This window comes from Streptomyces globisporus C-1027 (assembly GCF_000261345.2).
Classification (GTDB): domain Bacteria; phylum Actinomycetota; class Actinomycetes; order Streptomycetales; family Streptomycetaceae; genus Streptomyces; species Streptomyces pakalii.
The window spans coordinates 682,629-707,031 of record NZ_CP013738.1; the positions used below are offsets into that span (position 1 = coordinate 682,629).

General features: G+C 72.0%; 23 protein-coding genes and 2 pseudogenes. 7 read left to right on the forward strand and 18 right to left on the reverse strand.

Annotated features, from left to right (window positions below; translation table 11 throughout):
* Positions 1-53: 53 nt before the first annotated feature.
* Positions 54-698, reverse strand: a complete 645-nt coding sequence (locus tag WQO_RS02800) for a DUF1345 domain-containing protein (protein ID WP_029182505.1) — start codon at positions 696-698, stop codon at positions 54-56.
* Between the two features lie 330 nt (positions 699-1,028).
* On the opposite strand from WQO_RS02800, the gene WQO_RS02805 reads away from it, so the two are divergent.
* Positions 1,029-3,359 (forward strand): FdhF/YdeP family oxidoreductase, encoded by a 2,331-nt coding sequence (locus WQO_RS02805; protein ID WP_010062669.1) that lies wholly within the window; start codon positions 1,029-1,031, stop codon positions 3,357-3,359.
* 65 nt (positions 3,360-3,424) lie between these two features.
* Here WQO_RS02805 and WQO_RS36320 read toward each other — a convergent pair whose 3' ends face one another.
* From WQO_RS36320 to WQO_RS02840, 9 genes and pseudogenes are all read right to left on the reverse strand, one after another.
* Positions 3,425-3,601, reverse strand: coding sequence for a hypothetical protein (locus tag WQO_RS36320; RefSeq protein ID WP_010062667.1), 177 nt, complete (start codon positions 3,599-3,601; stop codon positions 3,425-3,427).
* 3 nt (positions 3,602-3,604) lie between these two features.
* Positions 3,605-6,133, reverse strand: a complete 2,529-nt coding sequence (locus WQO_RS02810; RefSeq protein ID WP_010062665.1) for an ATP-dependent Clp protease ATP-binding subunit — start codon at positions 6,131-6,133, stop codon at positions 3,605-3,607.
* 100 nt (positions 6,134-6,233) lie between these two features.
* Positions 6,234-7,958: an acyl-CoA dehydrogenase family protein gene (locus tag WQO_RS02815; RefSeq protein WP_010062664.1), complete on the reverse strand. Its 1,725-nt coding sequence runs from the start codon at positions 7,956-7,958 to the stop codon at positions 6,234-6,236.
* A 65-nt stretch (positions 7,959-8,023) separates the two neighbouring features.
* Positions 8,024-8,590: a PadR family transcriptional regulator gene (locus tag WQO_RS02820; RefSeq protein ID WP_010062663.1), complete on the reverse strand. Its 567-nt coding sequence runs from the start codon at positions 8,588-8,590 to the stop codon at positions 8,024-8,026.
* Positions 8,591-8,652: 62 nt separating this feature from the next.
* Positions 8,653-9,951, reverse strand: a complete 1,299-nt coding sequence (locus WQO_RS02825) for a cation:proton antiporter (protein ID WP_010062662.1) — start codon at positions 9,949-9,951, stop codon at positions 8,653-8,655.
* A 28-nt stretch (positions 9,952-9,979) separates the two neighbouring features.
* Positions 9,980-10,162, reverse strand: a pseudogene (locus WQO_RS37355) (hypothetical protein); the annotation flags it as partial.
* Positions 10,156-10,657: pseudogene (locus tag WQO_RS02830) on the reverse strand (ATP-grasp domain-containing protein); the annotation flags it as partial. The pseudogenes WQO_RS02830 and WQO_RS37355, both read right to left, overlap by 7 nt.
* Positions 10,658-10,739: 82 nt before the next feature.
* Entirely contained in the window at positions 10,740-11,468 is a 729-nt protein-coding gene (locus WQO_RS02835; protein WP_029182503.1) for a GAF and ANTAR domain-containing protein, read from the reverse strand.
* A gap of 556 nt (positions 11,469-12,024) precedes the next feature.
* Positions 12,025-12,501, reverse strand: coding sequence for an STAS domain-containing protein (locus WQO_RS02840; protein WP_010062658.1), 477 nt, complete (start codon positions 12,499-12,501; stop codon positions 12,025-12,027).
* 209 nt (positions 12,502-12,710) lie between these two features.
* Here WQO_RS02840 and WQO_RS02845 point away from each other — a divergent pair, with 209 nt between their 5' ends.
* The 5 genes from WQO_RS02845 to WQO_RS02865 all read left to right on the forward strand — a co-directional run bounded on the left by WQO_RS02845 (position 12,711) and on the right by WQO_RS02865 (position 16,265).
* Complete coding sequence (locus WQO_RS02845) at positions 12,711-13,448, forward strand: GAF and ANTAR domain-containing protein (RefSeq protein WP_010062656.1); 738 nt, start codon at positions 12,711-12,713, stop codon at positions 13,446-13,448.
* Positions 13,449-13,709: 261 nt separating this feature from the next.
* Positions 13,710-14,036 (forward strand): hypothetical protein, encoded by a 327-nt coding sequence (locus WQO_RS02850; RefSeq protein ID WP_010062654.1) that lies wholly within the window; start codon positions 13,710-13,712, stop codon positions 14,034-14,036.
* Between the two features lie 54 nt (positions 14,037-14,090).
* Positions 14,091-14,567, forward strand: a complete 477-nt coding sequence (locus WQO_RS02855; protein ID WP_010062653.1) for a DUF5709 domain-containing protein — start codon at positions 14,091-14,093, stop codon at positions 14,565-14,567.
* A 48-nt stretch (positions 14,568-14,615) separates the two neighbouring features.
* Positions 14,616-15,284, forward strand: coding sequence for an HAD family hydrolase (locus tag WQO_RS02860; protein ID WP_010062652.1), 669 nt, complete (start codon positions 14,616-14,618; stop codon positions 15,282-15,284).
* Positions 15,285-15,470: 186 nt separating this feature from the next.
* Complete coding sequence (locus WQO_RS02865) at positions 15,471-16,265, forward strand: SigB/SigF/SigG family RNA polymerase sigma factor (RefSeq protein WP_029182502.1); 795 nt, start codon at positions 15,471-15,473, stop codon at positions 16,263-16,265.
* Positions 16,266-16,280: 15 nt separating this feature from the next.
* On the opposite strand, the gene WQO_RS02870 is transcribed toward WQO_RS02865, so the two are convergent.
* Genes WQO_RS02870 through WQO_RS02885 form a run of 4 tightly spaced genes read right to left on the reverse strand, consistent with a single transcriptional unit; the run spans position 16,281 to position 18,544 of the window.
* Entirely contained in the window at positions 16,281-17,312 is a 1,032-nt protein-coding gene (locus tag WQO_RS02870) for an iron-containing redox enzyme family protein (protein ID WP_010062650.1), read from the reverse strand.
* Positions 17,309-17,542 carry a CDGSH iron-sulfur domain-containing protein gene (locus tag WQO_RS02875; protein WP_010062649.1) on the reverse strand — a complete coding sequence of 78 codons (234 nt, stop codon included), beginning with the start codon at positions 17,540-17,542 and terminating at the stop codon, positions 17,309-17,311. The genes WQO_RS02870 and WQO_RS02875 overlap by 4 nt, the downstream gene beginning before the upstream one ends.
* Before the next feature lie 13 nt (positions 17,543-17,555).
* Positions 17,556-18,323: a HemK2/MTQ2 family protein methyltransferase gene (locus tag WQO_RS02880; RefSeq protein ID WP_382796750.1), complete on the reverse strand. Its 768-nt coding sequence runs from the start codon at positions 18,321-18,323 to the stop codon at positions 17,556-17,558.
* On the reverse strand, positions 18,320-18,544 hold the full coding sequence (locus tag WQO_RS02885; protein ID WP_010062647.1) for a hypothetical protein: 225 nt from the start codon (positions 18,542-18,544) through the stop codon (positions 18,320-18,322). Before WQO_RS02885 ends, WQO_RS02880 begins: the two co-directional genes overlap by 4 nt.
* A 176-nt stretch (positions 18,545-18,720) precedes the next feature.
* On the opposite strand from WQO_RS02885, the gene WQO_RS02890 reads away from it, so the two are divergent.
* Positions 18,721-19,407, forward strand: coding sequence for a DNA alkylation repair protein (locus tag WQO_RS02890; protein WP_010062645.1), 687 nt, complete (start codon positions 18,721-18,723; stop codon positions 19,405-19,407).
* 41 nt (positions 19,408-19,448) lie between these two features.
* Here WQO_RS02890 and WQO_RS02895 read toward each other — a convergent pair whose 3' ends face one another.
* From WQO_RS02895 to WQO_RS02910, 4 genes are read right to left on the reverse strand one after another with little or no spacing between them, the layout of a single operon-like run.
* Complete coding sequence (locus WQO_RS02895) at positions 19,449-20,594, reverse strand: XdhC family protein (protein ID WP_010062643.1); 1,146 nt, start codon at positions 20,592-20,594, stop codon at positions 19,449-19,451.
* Positions 20,587-22,740, reverse strand: a complete 2,154-nt coding sequence (locus WQO_RS02900) for a xanthine dehydrogenase family protein molybdopterin-binding subunit (protein ID WP_058953854.1) — start codon at positions 22,738-22,740, stop codon at positions 20,587-20,589. Before WQO_RS02900 ends, WQO_RS02895 begins: the two co-directional genes overlap by 8 nt.
* Positions 22,737-23,729 (reverse strand): FAD binding domain-containing protein, encoded by a 993-nt coding sequence (locus tag WQO_RS02905; protein ID WP_010062641.1) that lies wholly within the window; start codon positions 23,727-23,729, stop codon positions 22,737-22,739. The genes WQO_RS02900 and WQO_RS02905 overlap by 4 nt, the downstream gene beginning before the upstream one ends.
* On the reverse strand, positions 23,726-24,346 hold the full coding sequence (locus WQO_RS02910) for a (2Fe-2S)-binding protein (protein WP_010062640.1): 621 nt from the start codon (positions 24,344-24,346) through the stop codon (positions 23,726-23,728). The genes WQO_RS02905 and WQO_RS02910 overlap by 4 nt, the downstream gene beginning before the upstream one ends.
* Between the last annotated feature and the right edge of the window lie 57 nt (positions 24,347-24,403).

Genomic DNA, 24,403 nt, shown 5'->3' on the forward strand with positions numbered 1-24,403 from the left:
CCTCGGCCCGTCAGCTCGTCGAAAGCTCCGCCGAATGCCCCGTCGAAGGCTCCTCAGCCGGTGACGATGCCGGCGACCAGGTTGATCGTGGTGGCGAGGATGCTGGCGCCGAAGATGTACGACAGCAGGCAGTGACGAAGGGCGACGGCGCGGATCCTGGAGGTGGAGACGTTGTTGTCGGAGACCTGGTACGTCATGCCCAGGTTGTAGCTGAAGTAGAGGAAGTCGATGTAGCGCGGCGGCTCCTTCGTGTTGAAGTCGATCCCGCCGCCGGGCGTCTGGTGGTAGATGTACGCGTAACGGGCCGCGTACATCAGGTGGAGCGCCGCCCAGGACATGAATACGCCCCCGAGCGCCAGGGCGGCCGCCGTGTGGCTCAGGTCCGAGTCGCCGATCAGCAGCAACAGCACGATGCCGACCAGGCCGGACAGGGCGGCCGTGACGACGACGAGTTCCTCGGCGACGGGCCGGAACTCCTCGCGCCGGGCGTTGTCGTGGGTCGCGGCGGCGTCCATCGGCCACAGGACGAGCCATCCCGTGACGACGAAGACGGTCTGGGCGAGGGCTATCCCGACGAGGAAGCCCAGCGGCACGTTGGTGAGGAGGACGCCGACCAGGACGCCGGCGGCGGCTCCGACCAGAGCGGAGCCCGCGAGCCGGGGAACGGCGGGGAGCAGGAACCGACGGTAGCTGTTCATGTGGTTCATGGGGGGCCTCACGTGGCTGCCCGAGGAGCCTGAGCCCGTGCCGCGAGGCGTTCCCCGCAGCCGGGGCCGGACCATGTCAGCGTATGCGCGGCTGATCCGGCCCGCAGTTCCGGAACGGTGTCGCGGCTGATCGGAAGCGGTCCCGGACTCGGCCGGGAACGGCCCCCGGACTCGGCCGGGAACGGCCCCGGAGCCGACCGGCGACAGCCCCGGAGCCGACTGGCAGCCGGGAAACCCCGGGCATAGCCTGCCGGAAGGACCCGTTACGCCCCACCACGTCCATCGGCCCGCCGTCATCGCAGGTGAAAGGGGGGAAGTGCCGTGAGCATCGACGAGGACGCCAGCACCGGCGAGGAAGCGCAGGAGTCCCTGGAGCCCCGGGTCGGCCCCGTCCCCGAGGGCGATCCGCGGTTCCGGCCCTACCGCCATCCCGCCGCGGGGTGGGGGGCGGCGAAGAGCGTGACCCGCTTCCTGGTGGAGGAACGCGCGCTGGTGGACGGCCCCCGCGCGATCATGCGGATGAACCACGAGAACGGCGGCTTCGACTGTCCCGGGTGCGCGTGGCCGGACGACACCAAGGGCCTGCATCTGGACATCTGCGAGAACGGCATCAAGCACGTCACCTGGGAGATGACGCCCAAGCGCGTCGGGCGCGAGTTCTTCGCCGCGCACTCGGTGACCGAGCTGTACGGGTGGAGCGACTACGACCTGGAGAACCAGGGCCGGCTGACCGAGCCGATGGTGTACGACCCCGCATCCGACCACTACGTCCCGATCAGCTGGAAGGACGCGTTCGAGCTGGTCGGAGCCACCCTGCGCGGCCTCGACAGCCCGAACCGGGCGGCGTACTACACCTCAGGCCGGCTCGGCAACGAAGCCACCTTCCTCTACCAGCTGATGGCCCGCGAGCTGGGCACGAACAATCTGCCGGACTGTTCCAACATGTGCCACGAGGCCAGCGGGCGGGCCCTCCAGGCGTCCCTGGGCACCGGAAAGGGCACGGTCGACCTCAAGGACTGGGAGTCCGCGGACGCCCTGTTCATCCTGGGCGTCAACGCCGCGTCGAACGCGCCCCGGATGCTGACCGCCCTCGCCGAGGCCGACCGTCGCGGCGCGCAGATCGTGCACGTCAACCCGCTGGTGGAGGCGGCGGCCACCCGCACCATCGTGCCGCACGACTTCACGGACATGGCGCTGTTCAAGACCACGAGGACCAGCACGCTCAACCTCCAGCCGCGCATCGGCGGTGACATGGCGCTGCTGCGTGGCATGGCCAAGGCAATCCTGGAGAAGTCGGCGAGCGACCCCAAGGCCCTGGACCGTACCTTCATCGACCGTCACACCACCGGCTTCGAGGAGTACCGGGAGCTGTGCGAGGCCACGCCCTGGGAGGAGCTGGAGCACCGGTCCGGGCTGAGCCGCGCCGAGATCCTCAAGGCGGCGCATGTGTACGAGGAGGCCGACCGCTCCATCGTCAGCTGGTGCCTGGGCCTCACCCAGCACGAGCACGGGGTCGACACCGTCCGCGAGATCGTCAACCTCCTTCTGCTGCGCGGCAATCTCGGCCGGGAGGGCGCGGGCCCCTCCCCCGTGCGCGGGCACAGCAACGTCCAGGGCAACCGCACCTGCGGCATCGACCACCGCCCCACCGAGGAGTTCCTGGACCGGCTCGCCGGGACCTGCAGGATCGACCCGCCGCGCGAACACGGCCTGGACACCGTGGGAACGATCCAGGCGATGCAGGAGGGCGCGGTGAAGGTGTTCGTCGGGATGGGCGGCAACTTCGCGCTCGCCGCGCCCGACACCCCGGCCACGTACGCGGCGCTGCGCTCCTGCGACCTCACCGTCCAGGTGAGCACCAAGCTGAACCGCAGCCATGTCGTCCACGGCCGCGCGGCCCTGATCCTGCCGTGCCTCGGCCGCACCGAGAAGGACCACCAGCGGGGCGGCGTCCAGAGCACCTCGGTCGAGGACTCGATGAGCATGGTCCACCTGTCCCTCGGGATGAAGCGCCCCGCCTCCCCGCACCTGCTGTCCGAGCCGGCGATCGTCGCCGGGATGGCGCGCGCAGCCCTGCCGGACAGCGAGACCCCCTGGGACTGGTACATCGAGGACTACGACCGGATCCGGGACACGATGGCCGAGGCCCTGGACGGCTTCGAGGACTTCAACCGCCGGGTCCGGCTGCCCCTCGGCTTCCGGATCAAGCAGCCCGCCCGCGAGCTGGTCTTCCTGACCCCGTCGGGGCGCGCCGAGTTCTCCGCGGCCCCGCTCCCCGACGTGGTGCCCGAGCCCGGCACGCTGGCGCTCGGCACGATGCGGTCGCACGACCAGTGGAACACCACCATCTACTCCGACAACGACCGCTACCGGGGCATCAAGAACCTGCGCACGCTGATCTTCATGAACCGGGCTGACATGCGCGAGCGCGGGATCGCCGACATGGGTCCGGTCGACATCACGAGCACGGCGAAGGACGGCAGCCGGCGGTTCCTGAACGGCTACACGGCGATCCCGTACGACATCCCGCGCGGCTGTGCGGCCGGGTACATGCCGGAGATGAACGTGCTGTGCGCGCTGGGCGACTACAGCACCCAGAGCGACCAGCCGATCATGAAACACGTCAAGGTCACGGTGGTGCCGGGCGCCTGAAGCCGGACGCCCGAAACGGGAACGGCCCGGCCGGGATCTCGCGGGGCCGGGCCGTTCCCACGGCGCTAGTCGGTCTTCCTCTTCCGGTTCTTGCCGTCGGGGGCGAGGCCCATTTCCTCGCGGTCCTCCTCCAGGCGCTCGTCGAGTCGCTTCTCGTCCGGGCGGCGGGGCATCCCGCGGCTGTGGCCGGTGTCCGGGTCGCCCTCGACCTCTTCGTTCGACTTGTGGTGGTGATGGGACATCGCTCACTCCTCGCCGTCGGAGGTGCCGGCGGCAGGGGTGTCCCCGGCGCCGTCGTCCTTGCGGATGGTGCAGTGCAGGGAGTCGTCGACCACGTCGGCGACGATCGTGTCCCCGGGGTCGGCTTCGCCGCCGAGCAGCAGGGAGGCGAGGCGGTTGTCCAGTTCCGTCTGGATCGTGCGGCGCAGCGGGCGGGCGCCGAACTCCGGCTGGTAGCCGTGGGCGACCAGGAGTTTCTTCGCCGCCTCGGTGACCTCCAGGGTCATGCCCTGGGCGTGGACGCGGTGCTTGCTGCGGTCCAGGATGTGGTCGACGATCTCGGACAGGTCGTCCTCGGTGAGGCTGTGGAAGACGATGATGTCGTCGATGCGGTTGAGGAACTCGGGGAGGAACCGGCCGCGCAGCTCCTCCATCAGCTCGTCCTTGAGCTCGGCGGCGTCGCCCTCGTGGGCGAGGATGCGGTGGGCGCCGATGTTGGACGTCATGATGACGACGCAGTGGCGGAAGTCGACGGTGCGGCCCTGCCCGTCGGTGAGGCGGCCGTCGTCGAGGATCTGGAGCAGCGTGTTGAAGACGTCGGGGTGCGCCTTCTCGACCTCGTCGAACAGGACGACGCTGTAGGGGTTGCGCCGCACCTTCTCGGTGAGCTGGCCGGCCTCGTCGTAACCGACGTATCCGGGAGGGGCTCCGACGAGCCGGGCGACCGTGTGCTTCTCCTGGAACTCGCTCATGTCGAAGCGGATCATGCGGTCGTCCTGGCCGAACAGCAGCTCGGCGAGCGTCTTGGCCAGCTCTGTCTTGCCGACGCCGGTGGGGCCGAGGAAGAGGAACGAGCCGACGGGCCGGTTCGGGTCGCCCATGCCGGCGCGGTTGCGGCGTACGGCTTCGGAGACCGCGGTGACGGCCTCGTCCTGGCCGACGATCCGGGCGTGCATCTCCTCCTCCAGCTTGAGCAGTTTCTCCTTCTCGCCGGCGGTGAGCTGGGAGACGGGGATGCCGGTGCGGCGGGAGACGATGTCGGCGATGTCGGAGGCGGTGACCGAGACGACGCCCTCGCGGCGCTCCTCGATCCCGGCGAGTTCGCCCTCCACCTCGGCGATCTGCTGCTTCAGCCCGGACGCCTTCTCGAACTCCTCGCCGGCGACGGCCTCGTCCTTCTCGCGCCGCAGCTTGGCGAGGCGGTCCTCGCGGCTGACGACCTCGGTGGAGCGGTTGGCGCTGCGCAGCCGTACCCGGGCCCCGGCCTGGTCCATCAGGTCGATGGCCTTGTCGGGCAGGAAGCGGTCGCTGATGTAGCGGTCGGAGAGTTCGGCCGCCGCCGTGAGGGCTCCGTCGGCGAACCGGACCTGGTGGTGGGCCTCGTAGGCGTCCCGCAGCCCTTCGAGGATCTGTACGGTCTCCTCGACGGTGGGCTCCGGGACCAGGACGGGCTGGAAGCGGCGTTCCAGGGCGGCGTCCTTCTCGATGTGCTTGCGGTACTCGTCGATCGTCGTCGCGCCGACGACGTGCAGTTCGCCGCGGGCGAGAGCGGGCTTGAGCATGTTGCCCGCGTCCATGGAGCCCTCGCCCGTGGCACCGGCGCCGACGACCGTGTGGAGTTCGTCGATGAAGAGGATGATCTCCCCCTCGGCCTTCTGCACGTCCTCGATGACCTTCTTCAGGCGCTCCTCGAACTGGCCCCGGTACTGGGCTCCGGCGACCATGCCGGACAGGTCCAGGGAGACGACCCGCTTGTCCTTGAGGGTGTCGGGGACCTCGCCCGCGACGATGCTCTGGGCCAGGCCCTCGACGATGGCGGTCTTGCCGACACCGGGCTCGCCGATGAGGACGGGGTTGTTCTTGGAGCGCCGCGAGAGGATCTCGATGGTCTGCTCGATCTCCTCGGCCCGCCCGACCACGGGGTCGAGCTTCCCCGCCTTCGCCTCCTCCGTGAGGTCCCGGCCGAACTCGTCCAGGGTCGTGGCGGGCTGCTTGGCCCCGCCGGGAGCCCCGTCCGGGCCCGCCGCCCGGTCGGCCGCGCCGCGCAGCTTCCCCACGTCGAGGTCGTCCGACCCCAGGAACCGCCCGGCCCCGGAGTCCGCGTCGTCGATGAGCGCGCCGAGGATGTGCTCGGGCCCGATGTAGGACACCCCGGCCGCCTGCGAGCGGGCGTAGGCGGCGGTGAGGGTCCGCTTCGCCGCCGGGGTGAGCCCGGGTTCGGCGGACGGCTCGGCGGACTCCCGGGGCAGCACCTCGCCGAGCTGCGCGGCGAGCGCGTCGGGGTCGACCCCCGCGCGGGACAGCAGCCCGCGCGAGGGCTCGACCTGGGTCGCCGCCCAGAGCAGATGCTCGGTGTCGAGGTCCGCGGTGCCGTCCTCGGCCGCCTTGCTCGTCGCCCGGCCCAGCAGCTCGTGGGAGGACTCCGTCAGCAGCCGCCCGATCGGGACGCGCTGCATCGCGGGGGGCGAGGAGGCGGGTGACATACCGAAGAACCGGTTCAGCAGATCGCTGAACGGATCGGAAGGACCGAGAGGGGAACCGAACGCCATCGACATGTCTGCTCCAGGGAAGGCGAGGGGGCCCTCCCACTCAAACGCGATGTCCACCACCCCGCAAACGGAGCGGCCCCCCGGTGCCGCCCCGGCCGCAGGCGGTCTACTGCCCCATCTCGTAAGCCCCCGAAAGCGCCTCCACGCGCTCCCAGATCCGCGCCGAACGCTCCGCGTCGACGACGGGCCGGCGGACCGCGCCCAGCGCCCAGTTCTGCTGGTCCTCGGTGGCGGAGTCCTTGCCGTGCAGTTCGACGGCGTGGGCGGAGAAGTCGCGGACGAGCACGGCGAACAGTTCGTCCAGCAGTTCCTCGTCCAGGCCGGTCAGCCGGGCCTGCTCCAGGATCAGCTGGCCGTGGACGACCAGGGCGAAGAGCTGGCCGACGGCGAGGAGGAGGTCGAGGTCGCGGCTCTGCTCCTCGTCGGGGGCGGCCGTCTCGACGAAGGTGCACAGGGCGTCGGCCTGCTCGCGGAAGCGGGCGACGTTCGGCACCTCGGCGTACGCGTCGAACGCGGTGCGCCAGTCGTGGAAGCGTACGGAGCCGAGGCCGCGCGCCGGTCCCTGCTGGAAGAGGAACGCGTCGTCGGCGGCGTCGAGGCGGGTCGGGACGGCCGGGTGGTCGACCGGGTTGAGCAGGTGGTTCCGCATGAACTTCAGGATCAGCGCGAGGTTCACGTGGACCGTGCCCTCCAGCTTCGGCAGGCCCCGGATCTCGACGGCGGCCTGGGCGAAGTAGTTGTCCTTCTCGAAGCCCTTGGCGGCGATGACGTCCCACATGAGGTCGATGACCTTCTCGCCCTCCGTGGTCACCTTCATCTTCGTCATCGGGTTGAAGAGGAGGTAGCGGCGGTCGTCGGGCCCGGCGGAGCGGAAGTAGTCGACGGCGCGGTCGCTGAACAGCTTCATGCCGATGAGCCGGACGTAGGCGTCGGTCAGCTCGCGGCGCACGTGCGGGAAGGCGGTGACGGGGCGGCCGTAGAGGATGCGGTTGCTCGCGTGGGTGACCGCCTCGTACATGGCGTGCTCGCAGATGCCGATGGAGGCGGTGCAGAGGTTGAACTTGCCGACGTTGACGGTGTTGAGCGCGGCGTCGAAGGCGGCGCGGCCGGTGTGCAGGATGTCGGCGGGCGCCACCGGGTAGTCGGCGAGGCGGAACTCGCTGACGTACTTGGAGGAGTCGACGACGTTCTTCACGAGCCGGTACGCCTCGTCGCGGCTGTCGGCGGCGAAGAAGACGTAACCGTCGGGGCCCTCGACGTCGGTGCGGCGGCCGAAGACGGAGACGAGACCGGCGGCGTTGCCGTTGCCGATGTAGTACTTGGAGCCGGAGGCCCGGAAGCCGCCCTCGCCGTCCGGCGTGAGCAGCATGTCGGTGGAGTAGATGTCGGCGCCGTGGGTCTTCTCGGAGAGGCCGAAGGCGAACACCTCACCCTGGGCGAGGAGTTCGGCCGCCCGGGCGCGGGCCTCGGCGTTGTCGCTCTGCCAGACCGGGCCGAGACCGAGGATGGTCACCTGCCAGGCGTACCAGTAGTCGAGGCCGTAGAAGCCGAAGATCTCGTTGAGGGCGGCGATCCGGGCGGTGTCCCACCGCTGGTCGTCCTTCCCCGCCGCGGATGCGGGGGTGAGGAAGGTGGCGAACAGGCCCTCCTTCGCGGCGAAGTCGAGGAAGTCGCCGAGCCAGGCGCGGGAGCGGTAGTCCTCGATCAGCCGGCGCTTGCCGCGTGCCTCGAACCAGTCGACGGTGGCGCGCAGCAGCCTGCGGGTCTCCGGGTCGAAGTGCTCGGGGTCGTAGGTGTGCGGGTTGAACAGGAGCGACGCGGAGTCGGCCATGGCGGGTGCCTTCCGGGAGGGTGAGGGTTTCGTCGGTGGTACGGCGGTGGCGGGCGGCGCGGCGTTCAGGCGCCGGGGCCCGCGGCTTCGAGCCGGTGGAGCGTGGCGAGTACGTCGTCGAGCCAGGCGATCGTCATGCGCTCGTACGCGATACCGCCCCGCAGCACGACGTGCTGGAGCTCCTGGCCGGCGTCCTGCGGCGCGGGCGCGTCGGGCCCGGTGAAGTCGCGCCGTTCTCCGGCGAGGTAGTGCGCGAGCCGGTCGCGGTGCACCTGGCGGTGGCGCTCGACCTCGTCGATCAGGGCGGCCGGGTCGTCGAAGGCCGCGCCCCGGATCTTCACGGCGAGGTCGTGCCGCAGGCTCTCCGGCTCGATCGGCTTGTGCAGCCACGCGGCGAGGGCGGCGCGGCCGGGCCCGGTGACGGAGTACTCCTTCTTGTCCGGCCGGCCCTGCTGCTCCACCTCGCGGACCAGGAGGAGGCCGTCGGCCACCATGCGGCCCAGGACGCGGTAGATCTGCTGGTGGGTGGCGGTCCAGAAGTGGCCGATGGACCGCTCGAACCGCCGGGCCAGCTCATAGCCGGAGCCGGGCCGCTCCAGCAGGGAGACGAGGATCGCGTGGTCGAGGGCCATACGGCGATCCTTCTATGCAACTCGTTGCATAGACAAGGCGTGGAGCCCGGGTGAGACGCGGCTCACCCGGGCTCCGGTGCCGTCCCTGTTCGGGAGCCCGGGTCGGGGCGACTGCGCTCCGAGCGCCGGTCGAGGTAGGACGTCACCGGGGCCGCGGCCGCCCCGTGGGCCACCACGGACGTCAGGACGGCGAAGACGACGACCGCCCACATCTCCCGTTCGTACGGACCGAAGTCGCCCTCACCGCAGGCGTAGGCGAGATAGAAGAGCGATCCGATGCCCCGGATGCCGAAGAAGGACGTGGCCGCACGTTCATCCGGGCGCCCGGGCCCCCGCAGCTGGGCGAGCCAGCCGGAGGCGGGGCGGATCAGGAGGTGCAGGAGCACGGCGACCGCAGCCCCCTTCCAGGTGAGCGCGGCCAGACCGCCCGAGGCCACGTAGGCGCCCACGCCGAACAGGAGCAGGGCCATCAGCAATCGTTCGATCTGCTCGACGAAGCCGTGCATCACCTGGTGGTAGCCATGGCTGTGCTCCGACCTGCGCAGGGCGCACGCGGTGACGAAGACCGCGAGGAAGCCGTAGCCGTGCAGGGCCTCGGCGAGGCCGTAGGCCAGGAAGGTCGCCGCCAGCGCCACGAACCCCTCGCCCTGTTCGGCGAGCCGCAGCGACCGGGAGCGGGAGCGGAAGAGCACCCGCCCCAGCAGGAGGCCGATGGCGAGGCCGGTCGCCACGCCCACGGCGATCCGTACGAGCACGTCGCTCCAGACCCAGTGCGTCAGCCAGCCTCCCGTCCAGTTCCCCCCTGCGGCGGCGAGTGCGACGGCCGCGAGGACGAAGGGGAAGGCGAGTCCGTCATTCAACCCGGCCTCGCTGGTCAGCGCGAAGCGGACCTCGTCCTCGTCGTTCTTCGCGGCGGACGGCTCGCCCACCCGCACCTCGGACGCGAGCACGGGGTCCGTCGGCGCCAGGACCGCCGCCACCAGGAGCGCCACGGACACGGGCCAGCCGAGCAACCCCCACGCGGCGATCACCGTCGCCCCGATGGTCAGCGGCATCGCCACCCCGAGCAGCCGCCAGGTCGAGGCCCAGGGCCGCCACCCGAAAGGACGGTTGATGGCCAGACCCGCTCCCATCAGCGAGACGATGACGCAGAGCTCGGTGAGATGGTGGACCCAGACCCGGTCGGCGACCGGGTCGAACGCCGGCAGCGGCAGCGGTGTCAGGTAGAGGACGACCCCTGCCGCGAGGAAGACGATCGGCACGGAGACCGGCAGGCGGGAGAGCAGCCGGGGCAGGGTCGCGGCGAGGAAGGCCCCGATGCCGAGGCACCCGTACACCGCGCCCTCGGTGGAGATCGACACGTCCCGCCTCAGCTTCCGTGCCGGGTCATCAGGCCAGGTCCCGGGGAACGGTCTCGTTCCAGGTGCGGGAGAAGACCCGGCGGCCGTCCTCGTAACCGTCCAGCGTGGCATCGACGGTGAACGCGTCGGCATTCGACGTCAGCACGGTGCTCGTCTCGACCCGGACGTCCCAGCCGGGCCGGGAGAACCGCATGGTCCACCGTCGACCGCCGTACGGAACTCCCGCATGTCCGAGACGCCGAAGGCCAGCTCGGACGAGTAGGCGAGAGCGGGCTTGAGCCACATCGGGAAATCCACCCCGTCCGGAGGACGCGGATCGTCGCTGTCCAGGTCCACCATGCCGAAGCGGGGATGCTCGTCGATGACCTTGCGCTGCTCCAGCCGACTCCAGTACTTGTGCTCGCACGTGACGACGGATTCGAGGCTGGTGCTGGTGGTGCCGTACTCCGCGCTCAGCAGGGGCACGAGCGTGCTCACCGGGAAGTCCCAGTAGCCGACGATCGCGTCGACGCTTCCCTCGTGCGTCGAGCACGGCCCGGGCCCGGGCCGGCAGTTCGTCGACGGTGGTCTCGTCCTCCTGCAGCTCCTTGACGCTGAGCAGGGGGTGGAGGCGGTGGTGGCGGGCGTCCGGAACGGCTTCCAGCGTCCGCAGGTTCGCCTCGTTCAGTCCGAGGATGAAGATGTTCTTGCGCTGGTCCCGGGACACGGGTTCTCCTTCGGCTCGGGGCGGGGGGCCTGCGCCGTCTACCCAAGTGCGGGTGTTCAAACGAAACCGCCCGGACCGGGCTTCAGGCCCGGGGCCGGATCCGTGCCTCCGGCGGGGTTTCGCCGGTGATGCTGGCGATCAGCTCGGCGCAGAGTTCGCGCAGCTTGATGTTGCGGTGCTGCGACGCCGTGCGCAGAACGTCGAAGGCCTTCTCCGGGGTGCAGCGTTGCTGGCCGACCACGACGCCGATCGCCTGGTCGATGACGGTGCGCGAGCGCAGGGCGGCCTCCAGGTCCGCGGCGAACTCTTCGGTGTCCGCGATGCGCTGGGCCAGGGCGATGGCCCCGGTGGCCTGTGCGGTGAGCAGCCTCAGCGCCGTCAGGTCGGCCGTGTCGAAGGCGTGCGGGACGGGCGCGTACAGGTTCAGCGCTCCTGCCGTGTGGCTGTGCGGTGCGATCGGCAACGACAGCGAGGAGCGGGCACCGCAGACCGCGGCGTAGGCCGGGTAGTCGGCCCAGCGGTTCTCCCGCAGAGTGTCGGGCACGCTGACCTCCTGGCCTGTGCGCATCGCCTGGAGGCACGGGCCGTCGTCCTGGCCGTACTGGGCCTCGTCCAGCTTCGTGGCGGAGGCCCCCACGCTGGAGACGGTGACCGGACGCCCGAGCCTCTCCAGCGTGATGCCGCAGCCGTCGGCCTCCTCGACCAGGGCGAGGGCGCTCCGGGCGAGGGCACGCAGGAAGTCGTCCAGCGACGTGGTCTCCAGGAGCAGCGCGGTCGTGTCCGGCGCCTCGGCCACGGGCCTGTCAGTCATGATCATCTCGTTCTGGGCGGTGACCCGCCGTCGAAAAGGGCGGGGCAGAGCTGGGCGGCGCGGTCCGGGCCGCCGGGACAGGGCAGCCGCCACCGACGCACCGGCGCCGAGCGGGCTCCGGGCGTGAGGCGGTGCGGAGGGTCAGTCGTCGAGGCCGGGCGGCCGCAGAGGGGCGGGCGCGGGCAGGAGGGCTGCCGTCGGGGCGCCTGCGGGGTGGTGGGTTCTCGTCACGGGATGCCTGCTGCGGGGCGCCCGTAGAGGCGGGCGCGCGGCGCTGGAAATGTCGGCAGGCGGAGGCGGTGCCGAGGCCACGAGGGCGGCGCGGCGACGAGGGGAGGGGTTCACGGAAAACTCCACGGAGGCAGGAAAAATTCTTGCGGGCCGTTTCCTGACCTCCAGCGCTTCATTATGCCCTCTCCCGTCCGGCGCGGTCGGCCCGGCGTCGCCGAGCTGGTCCGCTCCGGCCCGGAATCGCCGCAGCACGACGGGGGTCGACTCCGCGGGGTGTGCACCGTGCAGTCGATCCGCCGTCAGCTTCGGCCACCGCCTCCGGCCTTCAGCGCTTCCCCGGGATGCGGGGGCGGGACGTGTCGGCGTACGGACCGCGCGGCCGCGGCGACGCCCCGGCGGCCGGCGGCACACTTCGGCGGGCGCCGGGCCCGGCGTTCCGGGACGTCTCCGGCTCCGGCCGGCACCCCCGGCTGCGCAGCTCCGCGCCCGGGAGGGTGGCGGCGACCCGCAGGACGCGGTGGAGCCCGGCGGCGCTCAGGATCTCGCGGGCCATGTCGTGCCCGGCCACCACGGCCATCGAGATGCCGCGCTCCTCGGCCTGGCCCCGTACCCGCAGGAGGAGCCCCAGAGCCCGGGGGGTGAGCAAGGGGGTGCGGATGTCCACGATGATCGCCCGGGGTCCGCAGCATGGCAGTAGGCGGACGATCTCGCGCTCGATCGCCGCCTCGTTGTCGAGGTCGACCACTCCGCCGAGTTCCACGACAAGGTGGGCGGCGTCGAGGCGATAGCTGAGCAGGAACATGGGCACTCCAGGGAAGCAGGGCTGAGAGCGCGGCCGCTTCCTGACCTGCGTCGGGTTCGTATGCCCATTCTTCGGCGCTCGACACCTGTGCGACGGCGGCAGGCCGGGGGCGGTGTCCGCCCCCGGAGGGGGTACACGCAAGGGGCGGCGCGACACGGCCCGTACAGTGCCATGCTGGTCCCAGGGCCCCGAACCGGAAGGGAGCGATCATGACCGACGACGGAGTGCTCACGCCGGGGCCGCCCGACCTCGTCTCTCTCCTGCTGGACACGAACACGGTGGACGAGTTTCTCCTCGCGCTGGCCGAGAACGCCCTGCGCATGTCCCCCACGGCCGACGGGTGCGGCGTCACGCTGGAGCGGGAGAACCGCCCGCTGACGGTAGCCAGCGCGGGCATCAGCGCACCGCCCTTGGACGAGGCCCAGTACGGGCAGGACGACGGCCCCTGTCTGGAGGCGCTGCGCGACGGGCACGAGGTCTACGTGAGCGACATGCGTGAGGAGGGCCGCTGGAACGGCTACCCCGCCTTCGCGGTCGCTTCCGGGACCCGGTCGTCGCTCTCGCTGCCGATCGCGGCGCACTCCCACACGGCGGGCGCCCTGAATCTCTACTCGCCCAAGGAGAACGGCTTCGAGGACGTCGATCTAGGCGGACTGCGCGCACTGGCCGCCCAGGCGACGGGGGCCGTCGCGCTCGCCCAGCGGCTCGCGGACACCCGGACCTTCACCGCCGATCTGGAGGCCGCCCTCCAGTCACGCGCCGTGATCGACCAGGCGGCCGGGATCGTGATGAACCAGCGCCGTTGCAGTTCGGAGGAGGCGCTGAAGACCCTGCGTACCGCGTCGCAGCACCGCAACGTGAAACTCAGGGACCTCTGTGCGCAGTTGGTCAGCAGCATCTCCGGTGCGCCTCCCACCAGCGGTCCCGGTCTGCGTCCCCGGCCGTGACCTGAGGTCGGACACGTACGGCCCAACGACGGACGCAGCATGTTTGGCCTCCGTTGCGGGGGTACTCCTGCAGCAGGTATCCGGCGTACGCGGAGCTCAGGCGCCGACCGGTTGGGAAAGCAGCCATCGGCGCCGTCCGCCGGCTTGAGGGAGTTACTTCCTGTCCACGTCTCCAGGAGCGTTGTTCCGGTGCGCGCTGTTTAGTGGGATCCGTACGGGAAACGCGGGGGTCGTCCCCCGAGACGGAGTGAGGAGCACGTCATGCCGGCCGGATCGAACAAGAAGCGTGAACGGCAGTACGAGCACATCAAGGAGAGCCAGGAGGAACAGGGCGCCTCGACGGGCCGCGCGAAGGAGATCGCGGCACGGACCGTCAACAAGCAGCGCGCCCGGTCCGGCGAGTCGAGGACGGCGAGCAAGACGTCGACTCAGGACAAGAAGTCCGCCTACGAACGCGGCGGCGAACGCTCCCACAAGGGCGCGCAGGGTCCCACGAAGGACCAGCTGTACGCGGAGGCGAGGAAGAAGAACATCGACGGGCGTTCCTCCATGAACAAGGAACAGCTCCGCAAGGCCCTCGGGCGCTGACTGCCGGTCGGCACCATCCGGCCGGACAGCCGCCCGAACGACGAGGAGCAGGACATGCCCGCAGACGCACGCGGCGATGACGTTTACCAGCCGCAGGACGACGACGGCTCGATTCCCCCGAACGATGAGCTCGACCTGGAGAACACGCTCGACGAACGGGACCTGGACGACCAGATGGAGGAGGGCTACAGCCCTCCCGAACGCCCCCTGGGTGTGACCAAGTTCGGCACGACGGGGGCGGAGGAGCGCCAGGGCGAATCGCTGGACCAGCGGCTTGCCCAGGAGGTCGACGATGTGGAGCCGCCCGCGGGCGACGGCATCGGTGACCTCGCCGAGGGCGAGGGCGAACCCCAGGAAGGGTCCACCGTCGAGCCCCGGGCAGGCCGGCTCAGTGGCGCGGACGACGCGACCGGGCGGGAGAACGACGTGTTCGCCGAAGACGTGGGCATCGACGGCGGCGCCGCGTCGGCCGAGGAAGCTGCCGTCCACGTCACGGACGAGGAAGACATCCCCCAGCACCGCGACAGCTGACAGCTGACATGCGGGAAAGTCGGTGCGCGGCGAGAGGAACGGCTGAGCATGGCAGGCGCGGCGATCTTCGATGTGGACGGCACGCTCACGGACACCAACCACCTGCATGTGGTGGCGTGGTGGGAGGCGTTCCGGCAGGCCGGGCACACGGTGCCGATGCCGGACATCCACCGGGCGGTCGGGCTCGGCTCCCATGACCTGATCGAGCGGCTGCTCGGGGCCGACCGGAATCCCGAGCAGGACGAGGCCATCAGCTCCGCGCACACGGTCCTCTACGGAACGTACTTCGACCGGCTTCCCGCCTTCCGGCGCGCCGGCGACCTGCTGCGCACCCTGGCCGGACGTGACTGGCGGGTCGTCCTCGCCACCTCGGCGAGCGGTGCGGAGCTCGCGGCGCTGCGGCGGGCGGTGGACGCGGACGAGGCGATCCGGGACACGGCGAGCTCGGACGACGTCGACCGCGGCAAGCCGTCCGCGGAGCCCGTGGAGCTGGCCTGCCGACTGGCCGGTGTCACTCCGGAGCAGGCGGTGTTCGTGGGCGACACGGTGTGGGACATGGAGGCGGCGGCCCGGGCCGGGGTGGGCGCGGTGGCGCTCCTGTCGGGCGGTATCCCGCGCGCCGATCTGGAGCGGGCGGGGGCGGACGTGGTCTACCGGGACGTCGCCGATCTGCTCGACCATCTCGACGACAGCCCGTTCGGGGCGGACCCCGGCTGAGACGCGCGGAACCGACTCGCGCGGTTCGGAGCCTCGGGGTACGCATGTTTAGCACAGCTTCAGCCGGGTATGGGGGGTTTTGTGCTTCGGACAAGAGGCGCGCCCGTGGGATTCCGGGCCGCATCTGTCCGACCCGGCGACCTTCCCGCGGCGGCCCAAACGCATTGTCGACGAGGAGTGACCGCCATGCAGGCAGCACCCGCCCCCGAGAACGACCGCCCTACCGACACCCCATCGCCCGACCGGGCGTTCCGGCGGCTGCGGGCGCTTTCTCCCGGGCCCGAACGTGACGCGCTGCGCGAGGAGACGATCTGCGCATGGCTCCCGATGGCCCACCGGATCGCCACTCGGTTCCGCAACCGCGGCGAAGCCATGGACGATCTGCGGCAGGTGGCCGCGATGGGGCTGGTCAAGGCGGTCGACCGCTACGACCCGGAGCGGGGCAAGGCCTTCGAGACCTATGCCGTACCCACGGTCACCGGGGAACTGAAGCGGCACTTTCGCGACCACACCTGGGATGTCCATGTGCCGCGCCGCGTCCAGGACCTCCGCAACCGGGTGCGGGTGGCACGCCGCGAGCTGGCGCAGAGCGGCGGGGGCGAGTCCCCGACCTGCGCCGAGATCGCCTCGGCCACCGGGCTCGGCGAGGAGGACGTGGCTCTGGGACTGGAGGCCCTGGAGAGCTACAGCGCCCTCTCGCTGGACGCCGAACCCGCGGGTGTGGAGGGCGGTTCGCCCCTGCTCGACCGGCTGGGGTCCTGCGACACGGCCCTGGACACCGCCGTCGACCGTGAGGCCGCCAAGCCGGGGCTGCGGGAGCTTCCGGAGCGGGAGCGGACGATCCTTTACCTCCGCTACTTCCAGGACATGACCCAGGTGCGGATCGCCGAACGCCTCGGCATCTCGCAGATGCACGTGTCGCGCCTGCTCAGCCAGTCCTGCGAGCGCGTGCGCGACGGTGTGCTCCAGGGTGTCGCCTGACGGGCCACGCCCTTCTCAGGGCGTCAGCGGTGTGCGTAGCGCCGAGCGGCCTTCGCGCCACGCCGCCAGCAGGTGGTCGCCGAGGACGTCCTCCAGGTGTCCGGTCGCCTCGATGCCCAGCACGACGTCGGCCGCGAGGCCGGGCTCGTCCTCCAGCAGGCCGCCGATCACCTCGTGGCGCACCACCTGTTCGTGGACCGCGTCGGCCTCCACGTGCTCGTCGTAGAACCGCTGGGCGGCGGGGCCCGCACCCGCCCGGCGCAGAGCCTCGGCCAGTCGCCTCGATCCGGGGGACGAGGTGATCTCCACGGTCGCGAAGTGGCCGACCAGGGCTCCGCGCAGCCGCCGGTGCAGGCCGAAGAGGGACATCATGTTGACGACGGCCAGGGCCTGGGCGGGCGCGGCGTCCAGGTAGTGGCCGTACCGGGGGTCGAGGCCGAGGTCGGTCATCAGGTCGGCGAAGAGCTGGGCGTGGACGTTCTCCGCCCGTCCCGCGCCGAATTCGTCGAACTCGACGGCGACCATGCCCGCCTTCGCCCGGCCCCGGAGCCTGGGCACCACCCACAGATGCGGATCGGCCTCCTTGAGGTGGTAGAGGGAGCGCACGACGGCGTACTCGCGCAGCTGCCACAGCTCGCCCTCCCGCCGGAGGTGGTGGCTGACGCCGTGGCCGTCGTCCCCGACGGGTTCCACCTGGAGCTCGTCCACCGCCCCGGCCACGTCCCGCCCGCCCGAGCCGGCGTCGCGCCGCAGCGCGTCCAGGAAGACTGCCTCGGCCGCCGCGCGGACGCCGAGCAGGGCGGGGTCCCATTCCAGTCGCTCGTCCACCCCGGCGAACCCCCGGTAGTGGAGCTCGTACAGGACGTACAGGAGGAGCTGGAGGTCGTCCCCGTACGGGTCGGAGCGGCGGACCGCGTCGGCGGCGGGCAGCCGGGTGCCGCTGCCCGCCAGCGCGGCGAGGACGCCCTCGCTCAGGGGTCCGCGCGCCGGGGGGAGCTCGGGGGGCGCCGCCGGGCTGTCGCGGGGGGTGGTGGCCTGGGTCGTCACGGTCGTGGCTCCTCCTCGCCCTTCTGGGGCTGTCGGCCGTCGGGGCGGTCTTCCGCGGGCCCGGCGGGCTTGCGGCGGCGGTGGCTGGTGTCGCACCAGGGGTAGGCGCGGCTGCGGCGGCAGGTGCAGATCGCAACGACGAAGCGGTCGGACCGGGTCGTCGTACCGTCGTCGCCGACGACCTCGACCGGCCCTTCCACCAGGATCGGGCCCTCCCGGTTCACCACCACGCGGCGTGGTGCCTCATTCCTTCCGGCCACGGATCACCACCAGTTCCTCCCTGTCCGGCCGGTCCCGCAGCAGGCCCTGATCGCGCAGCCAGGCGGCCCGGCGGCGGGTGACCGGACCGAACGGGATGGTCACCCGGTCGATCACGGAGACATCGAGACCGGCCGCGGACAGCCTGCCGACCGTCTCGTCCGGGCGGCTCAGCCCCGACTGGACGAGCAGGAGCAGACCGCCGGGGCGCAGGGCGGTGAAGGCGTCGTCGCAGATGCGGTCGAGGATCACCCGGCCGTCGGGGCCCGCGTCCCAGGAGCGGCCGGGCCCGTAGCGCGGCACGGTCAGGCCGGGGGCAGGAACGTACGGGGGGTTGCTGACGACGGCGTCGAACGTACGGCCCGGCAGGGCCCGGAGCAGGTCTCCCCTGCGTACGGTGACGGGCAGGCGGGCGAGCGCGGTGTTCAGCCGTGCGGACGCCACGGCCCGGCGGCTGATGTCCACGGCGGTGACGCGGGCACCGAGCCGGGCGGCGTGCAGGGCCAGCGCGCCGGTCCCGGTGCACAAATCCAGCAGATCCGTACCCGGGCCGATCCCCTCGCGGCGCATGGCCAGGGCCAGCAGCAGCGTGTCGGTCTGCGGGCGGTACACCCCCGGAAGCCGCACGACCCGGCCCGGACGCGGGGCCGCCCCACCCACCGCCGGGGCCGTGACGGAAGCGTCCGGCAGGACCTCCGGAGTCACCGGGTCGTCCTCGCCCTCGGAGAGCCGCACCCCTCGGCCGCCGTTCAACGGCCGGACGTCCCGTCCGGGCGGTCCCGCCGCCCCAGCCGGTCCGCGTCGGCCTGCCGACGCCGTCCCTCGTCCCTGCGGCCCTGGTCGTCGAGCGCCTTGCCGTCCGACTCCTTGACCAGTCCGCGGGCCTTCAGGACCTTGGCCCGCAAGATCCTGCGCACGTCACGCATCGTGTCCTCCTGTGCGGTCAGCAGTAGTTCCACCGTCGAGCGGTTCATGTCTCCTCGCCAGCGGGGCAGAGCCCGCGGGGACCGTCACCGGGCGGTCCGGTGCTCGGTGGCTCGCGCCGCTGTACCGGAGTGACCCCGTACGGCTCCGCCAAACGCACGATCCGCTGTTCGTGCAACCGTCGTACGCTGAATCCCCCGTTCCGACCGACCGACAGGAGACCGAGGTGGCCGCAGGGAGTCCGGTCGACGCGACAGTGGCGGAGGTCATGGCCGAGCTGGCCGCGCTGGAGGACCCCCGGGCCCGCGCGGTGAACGAGAAGCACGGCGACGACCACGGGGTGAACCTCGGCAAGCTGCGGGCCGTCGCGAAACGGCTCAAGACGCAACAGGAGCTCGCGGTCCGGCTCTGGGAGACGGACGACACCGCGGCGAGGCTGCTGGCGCTCCTGATCTGCCGCCCGAAGGCGTTCGGGCGTGACGCCCTGGACCGCATGCTGCGCGAGGCCCGCGCACCCAAGGTGCACGACTGGCTCGTGAACTACGTGGTGAAGAAGAGCCCGCACGCCGAGGAGCTGCGCGTGGCCTGGTCCGCCGATCCGGATCCCGTGGTCGCGAGCGCCGGCTGGGCGCTCACCACCGAGCGCGTCGGCAAGAAGCCCGACGGCCTCGACCTTCCGGGGCTGCTGGACGTCATCGAGGCGGAGATGAAGGACGCCCCGGACCGTCTGCAGTGGGCGATGAACCACTGCCTGGCCCGGATCGGCATCGACCACCCCGGTCTTCGTGCGCGGGCCGTCGGCATCGGTGAGCGCCTGGGGGTGCTGAAGGACTATCCGACCTCCCCGGGGTGCACCTCCCCGTACGCGCCGGACTGGATCGCCGAGATGGTGCGCCGGCAGGACGCCGGGTAGGAGGAATCTCGGAGGTCCTCGCACCCCGATCCACGACGGCCTCAGAGCCGGCTGACGACCCGTCGTTCCGGGCCGGGCTCCCGGTGGATGGGCTCCGCTCCCCCGGTCAGCGGCAGGCCCGTGCCGCCACGCCGGGCCGCGACGATCTCCGCCGCGATGGACAGCGCCGTCTCCTGCGGCGTACGGGCTCCGAGGTCCAGCCCGATGGGCGACCGCAGCCGCTCCAGCTCACGGTCGCCGAGGCCCGCCTCGCGCAGCCGCCGGGTGCGGTCCTCGTGGGTGCGGCGCGACCCCATCGCGCCGACGAACGCGACGGGCATCCGCAGCGCCTCCGTGAGCAGCGGCACGTCGAACCGGGCCTCGTGCGTGAGGACGCACAGCACGGTACGGGCGTCGGTGCGGGTACGCCGCAGATAGCGGTGGGGCCAGTCGACGACGACCTCGTCGGCCTCGGGGAACCGGGCGGGCGTGGCGAAGACGGGCCGGGCGTCGCACACCGTCACATGGTGGCCCAGGAACTTGCCGGCCCGGACCAGCGCGGCGGCGAAGTCGACCGCGCCGAAAACGATCATGCGGGGCGGCGGGACGCTGGTCTCGACGAGCAGGGTGAGTCCGCCGGGGCAGTGCGAGCCGTCCTCGGAGAGGGCGACGGTGCCGGTGCGGCCGGTGTCCAGCAGGGCCGAGGCCTCGGCCGCCGCCGTACGGTCCAGCTCCGGGTGGCCGCCGAGCCCGCCCGCCTGGGAGCCGTCGGCGCGGACGAGCAGCGCCCGCCCCAGGAATCCTTCGGAGCCGTCCACCACCCGGGCGAGGGCCGCCGCCTCACCGGACACCGCGGCGGACAGCGCGGCCCGCAGGACCTCCCGCCCCGGTGCGTCGGACCGTGCCGGCGTGACCATGATGTCCAGGACGCCGCCGCAGGTCAGGCCGACGGCGAAGGCGTCCTCGTCGCTGTAGCCGAAACTCTCACGCAGGCTCTCGCCGGTGGCGAGGGCCTGCGCGCACAGTTCGTAGACCGCACCCTCCACACAGCCGCCGGAGACCGAGCCGATCGCGGTTCCCTCGCTGTCGACGGCGAGGGCTGCCCCCGGCCCGCGCGGCGCGCTGCCGCCGACGGAGACGACGGTGGCGACCGCGAACTCCCGGCCCTCCGTCATCCACCGGTGCAGCTCACCGGCGATGTCAAGCATCCGCCACTCCCCCGGCGGGCTCCTGCCCCGTCGCGGCGAGGACCCGGTCGGGGCGGATCGGCAGATCCCGGTGGCGTACGCCGGTGGCGTGCCAGACCGCGTTGGCGACGGCCGCCGCCGCGCCCACGATGCCGATCTCCCCGACGCCCTTGATGCCCACCGGGTCCTCCGGGTCGTGGTCGTCCACCCAGTCCACCTCGATGGCGGGGGTGTCGGCGTGCGTGGCGACGTGGTAACCCGCGAGGTCGGGGGCGTAGTGGCCGCCGCTGTTGCGGTCGCGGACCGCCTCCTCGTGCAGGGCCATCGAGATTCCCCAGGTCATCCCGCCGACGAGCTGGTTGCGGGCGGTGAGCGGGTTGACGATCCGGCCCGCCGCGAAGACGCCCAGCATGCGGCGCACCCGGATCTCGCCGGTGGCGGTGTCCACGGCGACCTCGGCGAACTGCGCGCCGAACGAGTGGCGTTCCTTCCGCGCGAGCGCCCCGAGGGCCTCGGTGGTGTCGGACCGTACGGTGATGCCCTCCGGCGGGATGGACGTGGTCATCGCGAGCCGCTCCCGCAGTTCGGCGGCGGCCGCCGTGACCGCCCAGGCCCAGGAGCGGGTGCCCATGGATCCGCCGGCGATCATCGCGGGGCCGAAGTCGCTGTCGCCGATGCGGACCCGGACCTGTTCGGGTGCGGTCTCCAGCGCGTCGGCGGCGATCAGGGTGAGCGCGGTGCGGGCTCCGGTGCCGATGTCGGCGGCGGTGATCCGTACGGTGAAGGAGCCGTCCGCCTCGGCCGTGACCACGGCCGTCGAGGGGGCGGCCCCGGCGCCGAAGGAGGCCGCGGCCGTGCCGGTGCCCAGTAGCCAGCGTCCTTCCCGCCGGGTACCGGGGCGCGGGTCGCGGTCCGCCCAGCCGAACCTGCGGGCCCCTTCGCGGAAGCAGGCGGCGAGGTTGTTGCTGCTGAACGGGAGCCCCGAGACGGGACCGACGTCCGGCTCGTTGCGCAGGCGCAGTTCGATCGGGTCGATGCCGCCGCGTTCGGCGAGTTCGTCGAGGGCCGCCTCGATCGCGAAGGATCCCGGGGCCTCCCCCGGTGCCCGCATCCAGGTCGGGGACGGCACGTCGAGCCGGACGACGTGGTTGGCGGTGCGGTGGGCGTCGGCGTCGTACAGCACCCGGGCGACGCCGGCGCTGGGCTCGACGAACTCGTACACCGTGGACGTCTGGTTCAGCGAGCGGTGTTCCAGGGCCAGCAGCCGGCCGTCGGGGGCCGCGCCGAGCCTGACCCGCTGGGTGGTGGGGCTGCGGTAGCCGCCCAGCGAGAACGTCTGACGCCGGGTCAGCACCACGCGTACCGGGCGTTGCAGGGCGGTGGCGGCCATCACGGCGGACACCTGGTGGGCGCGCAGCCCCTTGCTGCCGAAGCCGCCGCCGATGTGTTCGGAGCGCACCCGCACCGAGGAGGCGTCGAGCGAGAACATCGTGGCCAGTTCGCCCTGGACCCAGCCGGCGCCCTGGTTGGAGTCGACGACCTCCAGCCGGCCTCCCTCCCACCGGGCGGTCGCCGCGTGCGGCTCCATCATGCTGTGCTGCTCTTCGGGGGTGGTGTACTCCGCGTCCACCACGAAGGCGGAGGCGGCCAGTTGAGCCTCCAGGTCGCCCTTCTCCGTCTCGGCGGGCATGTGGCCGGCGGCGGCATAGGCGCCGGGGTGCTCCGCGTGCAGCGCGGTGTCGTGGGGTTCGCTGTCGTACGTCACGACGAGCGCTTCCGCCGCCTCCCTCGCTTCCTCGGGGGTCTCGGCGACGACCAGCGCGACCGGCCAGCCGGCGAACGGCACCCGGTCGTTCTGGAAGACCGCGCAGGTCGGGTCGGGCGGGGTGCCGAGCATGCCGACGTAATCGGTGTGCAGGCGGGGGGCGTTGCCGTGGTGGAGCACGGTGAGCACGCCCGGCATGGCGAGGACCGGGGCGGTCTCCACGTCCAGGATCCGGCCACGGGTGACGGTGGACAGCACGAGCCAGCCGTGGGCCAGGTCCGCGAAGGGGATCTCGCCCGCGTAACGTGCCGCGCCGGTGACCTTCTCACGGCCCTCGATACGGGTACGGGCGGTGCCGACGGCGCCGCGGAGCGCCGAGGGGCCCGGGGTGGTGGTCGTCATCGGGCGTCCTCCCCGGCGAGTTCGGTCAGGACGGAGACCACGAGATTGCGCATGAGGGTCACCTTGTATCCGTTGTGGGGCAGCGGCCGGGCGGCGGCCAGCTCGGCGTCCGCGGCGGCGGCGAAGGTCGCGCCGTCGGCCGGTGCGCCGGTCAGGACGGCTTCGGCCGCGCGGGCGCGCCAGGGGCGGGAGGCGACGGCCCCGAGGGCCAGGCGTGCTTCGCGTACGCGGCCGTCCTCGACGGCGAGTGCGGCGGCGACGGAGCCGATGGCGAAGGCGTACGAGGCGCGCTCGCGCACCTTGCGGTAGCGGGAGCGGGCGGCGACGGGCGCGGCGGGCAGGGTCACATGGGTGATCAGCGCGCCGGGCGGCAGGGCGGTCTCCCGGTGCGGGGTGTCGCCGACGGGGAGGTAGAAGTCGGTGATCGGGACTTCGCCGGGTCCGTCTGCGCTCTCGTAGGAGACGAAGGCGTCGAGGGCGGTGAGGGCCACCCCCATGTCGGAGGGGTGCACGGCCACGCAGTGGCCGGATGCGCCGAGGACCGCGTGGTTGTGGTGCTCGCCCGAGACGGCGGGGCAACCGCTGCCCGGGGAGCGCTTGTTGCAGGGCTGGGAGAGGTCGGTGAAGTAGCCGCAGCGGGTGCGCTGGAGGAGATTGCCGCCGACGGTGGCCATGTTGCGCAGCTGCCCGGAGGCTCCGGCCAGCAGGGCCTGGGTCAACGCCGGGTATTGGCGCCGGACTTCGGGGTGGACGGCGAGATCGCTGTTGGTGACGGTCGCCCCGATGCGCAGGCCGCCGTCCGCCGTGGGTTCGATGCGGTCCAGGGGGAGTTCGCGGACGTCCACGAGGAGGGCGGGGCGTTCCACGCCGGTCTTCATCAGGTCGACGAGATTGGTGCCGCCGCCTAGATACCGCGCGTCCGGGTCGGCGGCGAGGAGGGTGACCGCACCGGTGACGTCGTGGGCGCGCTGATAGCCGAATTCCCTCATGCGGCGGCCTCCTCGGCGGCGTCTTTCCCGGCCGCGTGTCCCTCTGCGGCGTGCTTCCCGGCCGTGCTTCCCTCTGCGGCGTGTTCCCCTGCGGCGCGGGCGACGGCCTGGACGATCGAGACGTAGGCGCCGCAGCGGCACAGGTTGCCGCTCATCCGCTCGCGGATCTCCTCGGGCGTCAGCGGTGGCGGTCCCGCCTCGGGAGCCGGGTCGTCGGTGACGGCGCTCGGCCAGCCGGCCGCGTGTTCCTCGATGACGGCGATGGCCGAGCAGATCTGGCCGGGCGTGCAGTAGCCGCACTGGTAGCCGTCGAGGTCGAGGAAGGCCTGCTGGACGGGGTGCAGTTCGTCGGCATCGGCCACGCCTTCGATGGTGGTGATCTCGCGGCCCTCGGCCGCGACCGCGAGGCTCAGGCAGGAGACGACGCGCCGCTGGTCGACCAGGACGGTACAGGCGCCGCACTGCCCCTGGTCGCAGCCCTTCTTGGTGCCGGTGAGGTCGAGGCGCTCGCGCAGGGCGTCGAGGAGCGTGGTGCGGTGGTCGATGGGCAGGTGATGCTTCTCGCCGTTGATGTTCAGGGTGATCGCACTGGACGTCGACGAGGGCGCTGGGGCCATGTTCAGCCTTCTCTGGTGTCGGGAGACGAGAACCGGGACTTCGGTCGGCGACCGCAG

Excerpts from the sequence above, each read along its gene's own strand:
- WQO_RS02800 (WP_029182505.1), bottom strand. The coding sequence starts at position 698 with ATGAACAGCTACCGTCGGTTCCTGCTCCCCGCCGTTCCCCGGCTCGCG.
- WQO_RS36320 (WP_010062667.1), bottom strand. The coding sequence starts at position 3,601 with ATGTCCCATCACCACCACAAGTCGAACGAAGAGGTCGAGGGCGACCCG.
- WQO_RS02810 (WP_010062665.1), bottom strand. The coding sequence starts at position 6,133 with ATGTCGATGGCGTTCGGTTCCCCTCTCGGTCCTTCCGATCCGTTCAGC.
- WQO_RS02815 (WP_010062664.1), bottom strand. The coding sequence starts at position 7,958 with ATGGCCGACTCCGCGTCGCTCCTGTTCAACCCGCACACCTACGACCCC.
- WQO_RS02820 (WP_010062663.1), bottom strand. The coding sequence starts at position 8,590 with ATGGCCCTCGACCACGCGATCCTCGTCTCCCTGCTGGAGCGGCCCGGC.
- WQO_RS02835 (WP_029182503.1), bottom strand. The coding sequence starts at position 11,468 with ATGACTGACAGGCCCGTGGCCGAGGCGCCGGACACGACCGCGCTGCTC.
- WQO_RS02840 (WP_010062658.1), bottom strand. The coding sequence starts at position 12,501 with ATGTTCCTGCTCAGCTATCGCCTCGACGCCGCCCACCTTGTCGTGGAA.
- WQO_RS02845 (WP_010062656.1), top strand. The coding sequence starts at position 12,711 with ATGACCGACGACGGAGTGCTCACGCCGGGGCCGCCCGACCTCGTCTCT.
- WQO_RS02850 (WP_010062654.1), top strand. The coding sequence starts at position 13,710 with ATGCCGGCCGGATCGAACAAGAAGCGTGAACGGCAGTACGAGCACATC.
- WQO_RS02855 (WP_010062653.1), top strand. The coding sequence starts at position 14,091 with ATGCCCGCAGACGCACGCGGCGATGACGTTTACCAGCCGCAGGACGAC.
- WQO_RS02860 (WP_010062652.1), top strand. The coding sequence starts at position 14,616 with ATGGCAGGCGCGGCGATCTTCGATGTGGACGGCACGCTCACGGACACC.
- WQO_RS02865 (WP_029182502.1), top strand. The coding sequence starts at position 15,471 with ATGCAGGCAGCACCCGCCCCCGAGAACGACCGCCCTACCGACACCCCA.
- WQO_RS02885 (WP_010062647.1), bottom strand. The coding sequence starts at position 18,544 with ATGAACCGCTCGACGGTGGAACTACTGCTGACCGCACAGGAGGACACG.
- WQO_RS02895 (WP_010062643.1), bottom strand. The coding sequence starts at position 20,594 with ATGCTTGACATCGCCGGTGAGCTGCACCGGTGGATGACGGAGGGCCGG.
- WQO_RS02900 (WP_058953854.1), bottom strand. The coding sequence starts at position 22,740 with ATGACGACCACCACCCCGGGCCCCTCGGCGCTCCGCGGCGCCGTCGGC.
- WQO_RS02905 (WP_010062641.1), bottom strand. The coding sequence starts at position 23,729 with ATGAGGGAATTCGGCTATCAGCGCGCCCACGACGTCACCGGTGCGGTC.
- WQO_RS02910 (WP_010062640.1), bottom strand. The coding sequence starts at position 24,346 with ATGGCCCCAGCGCCCTCGTCGACGTCCAGTGCGATCACCCTGAACATC.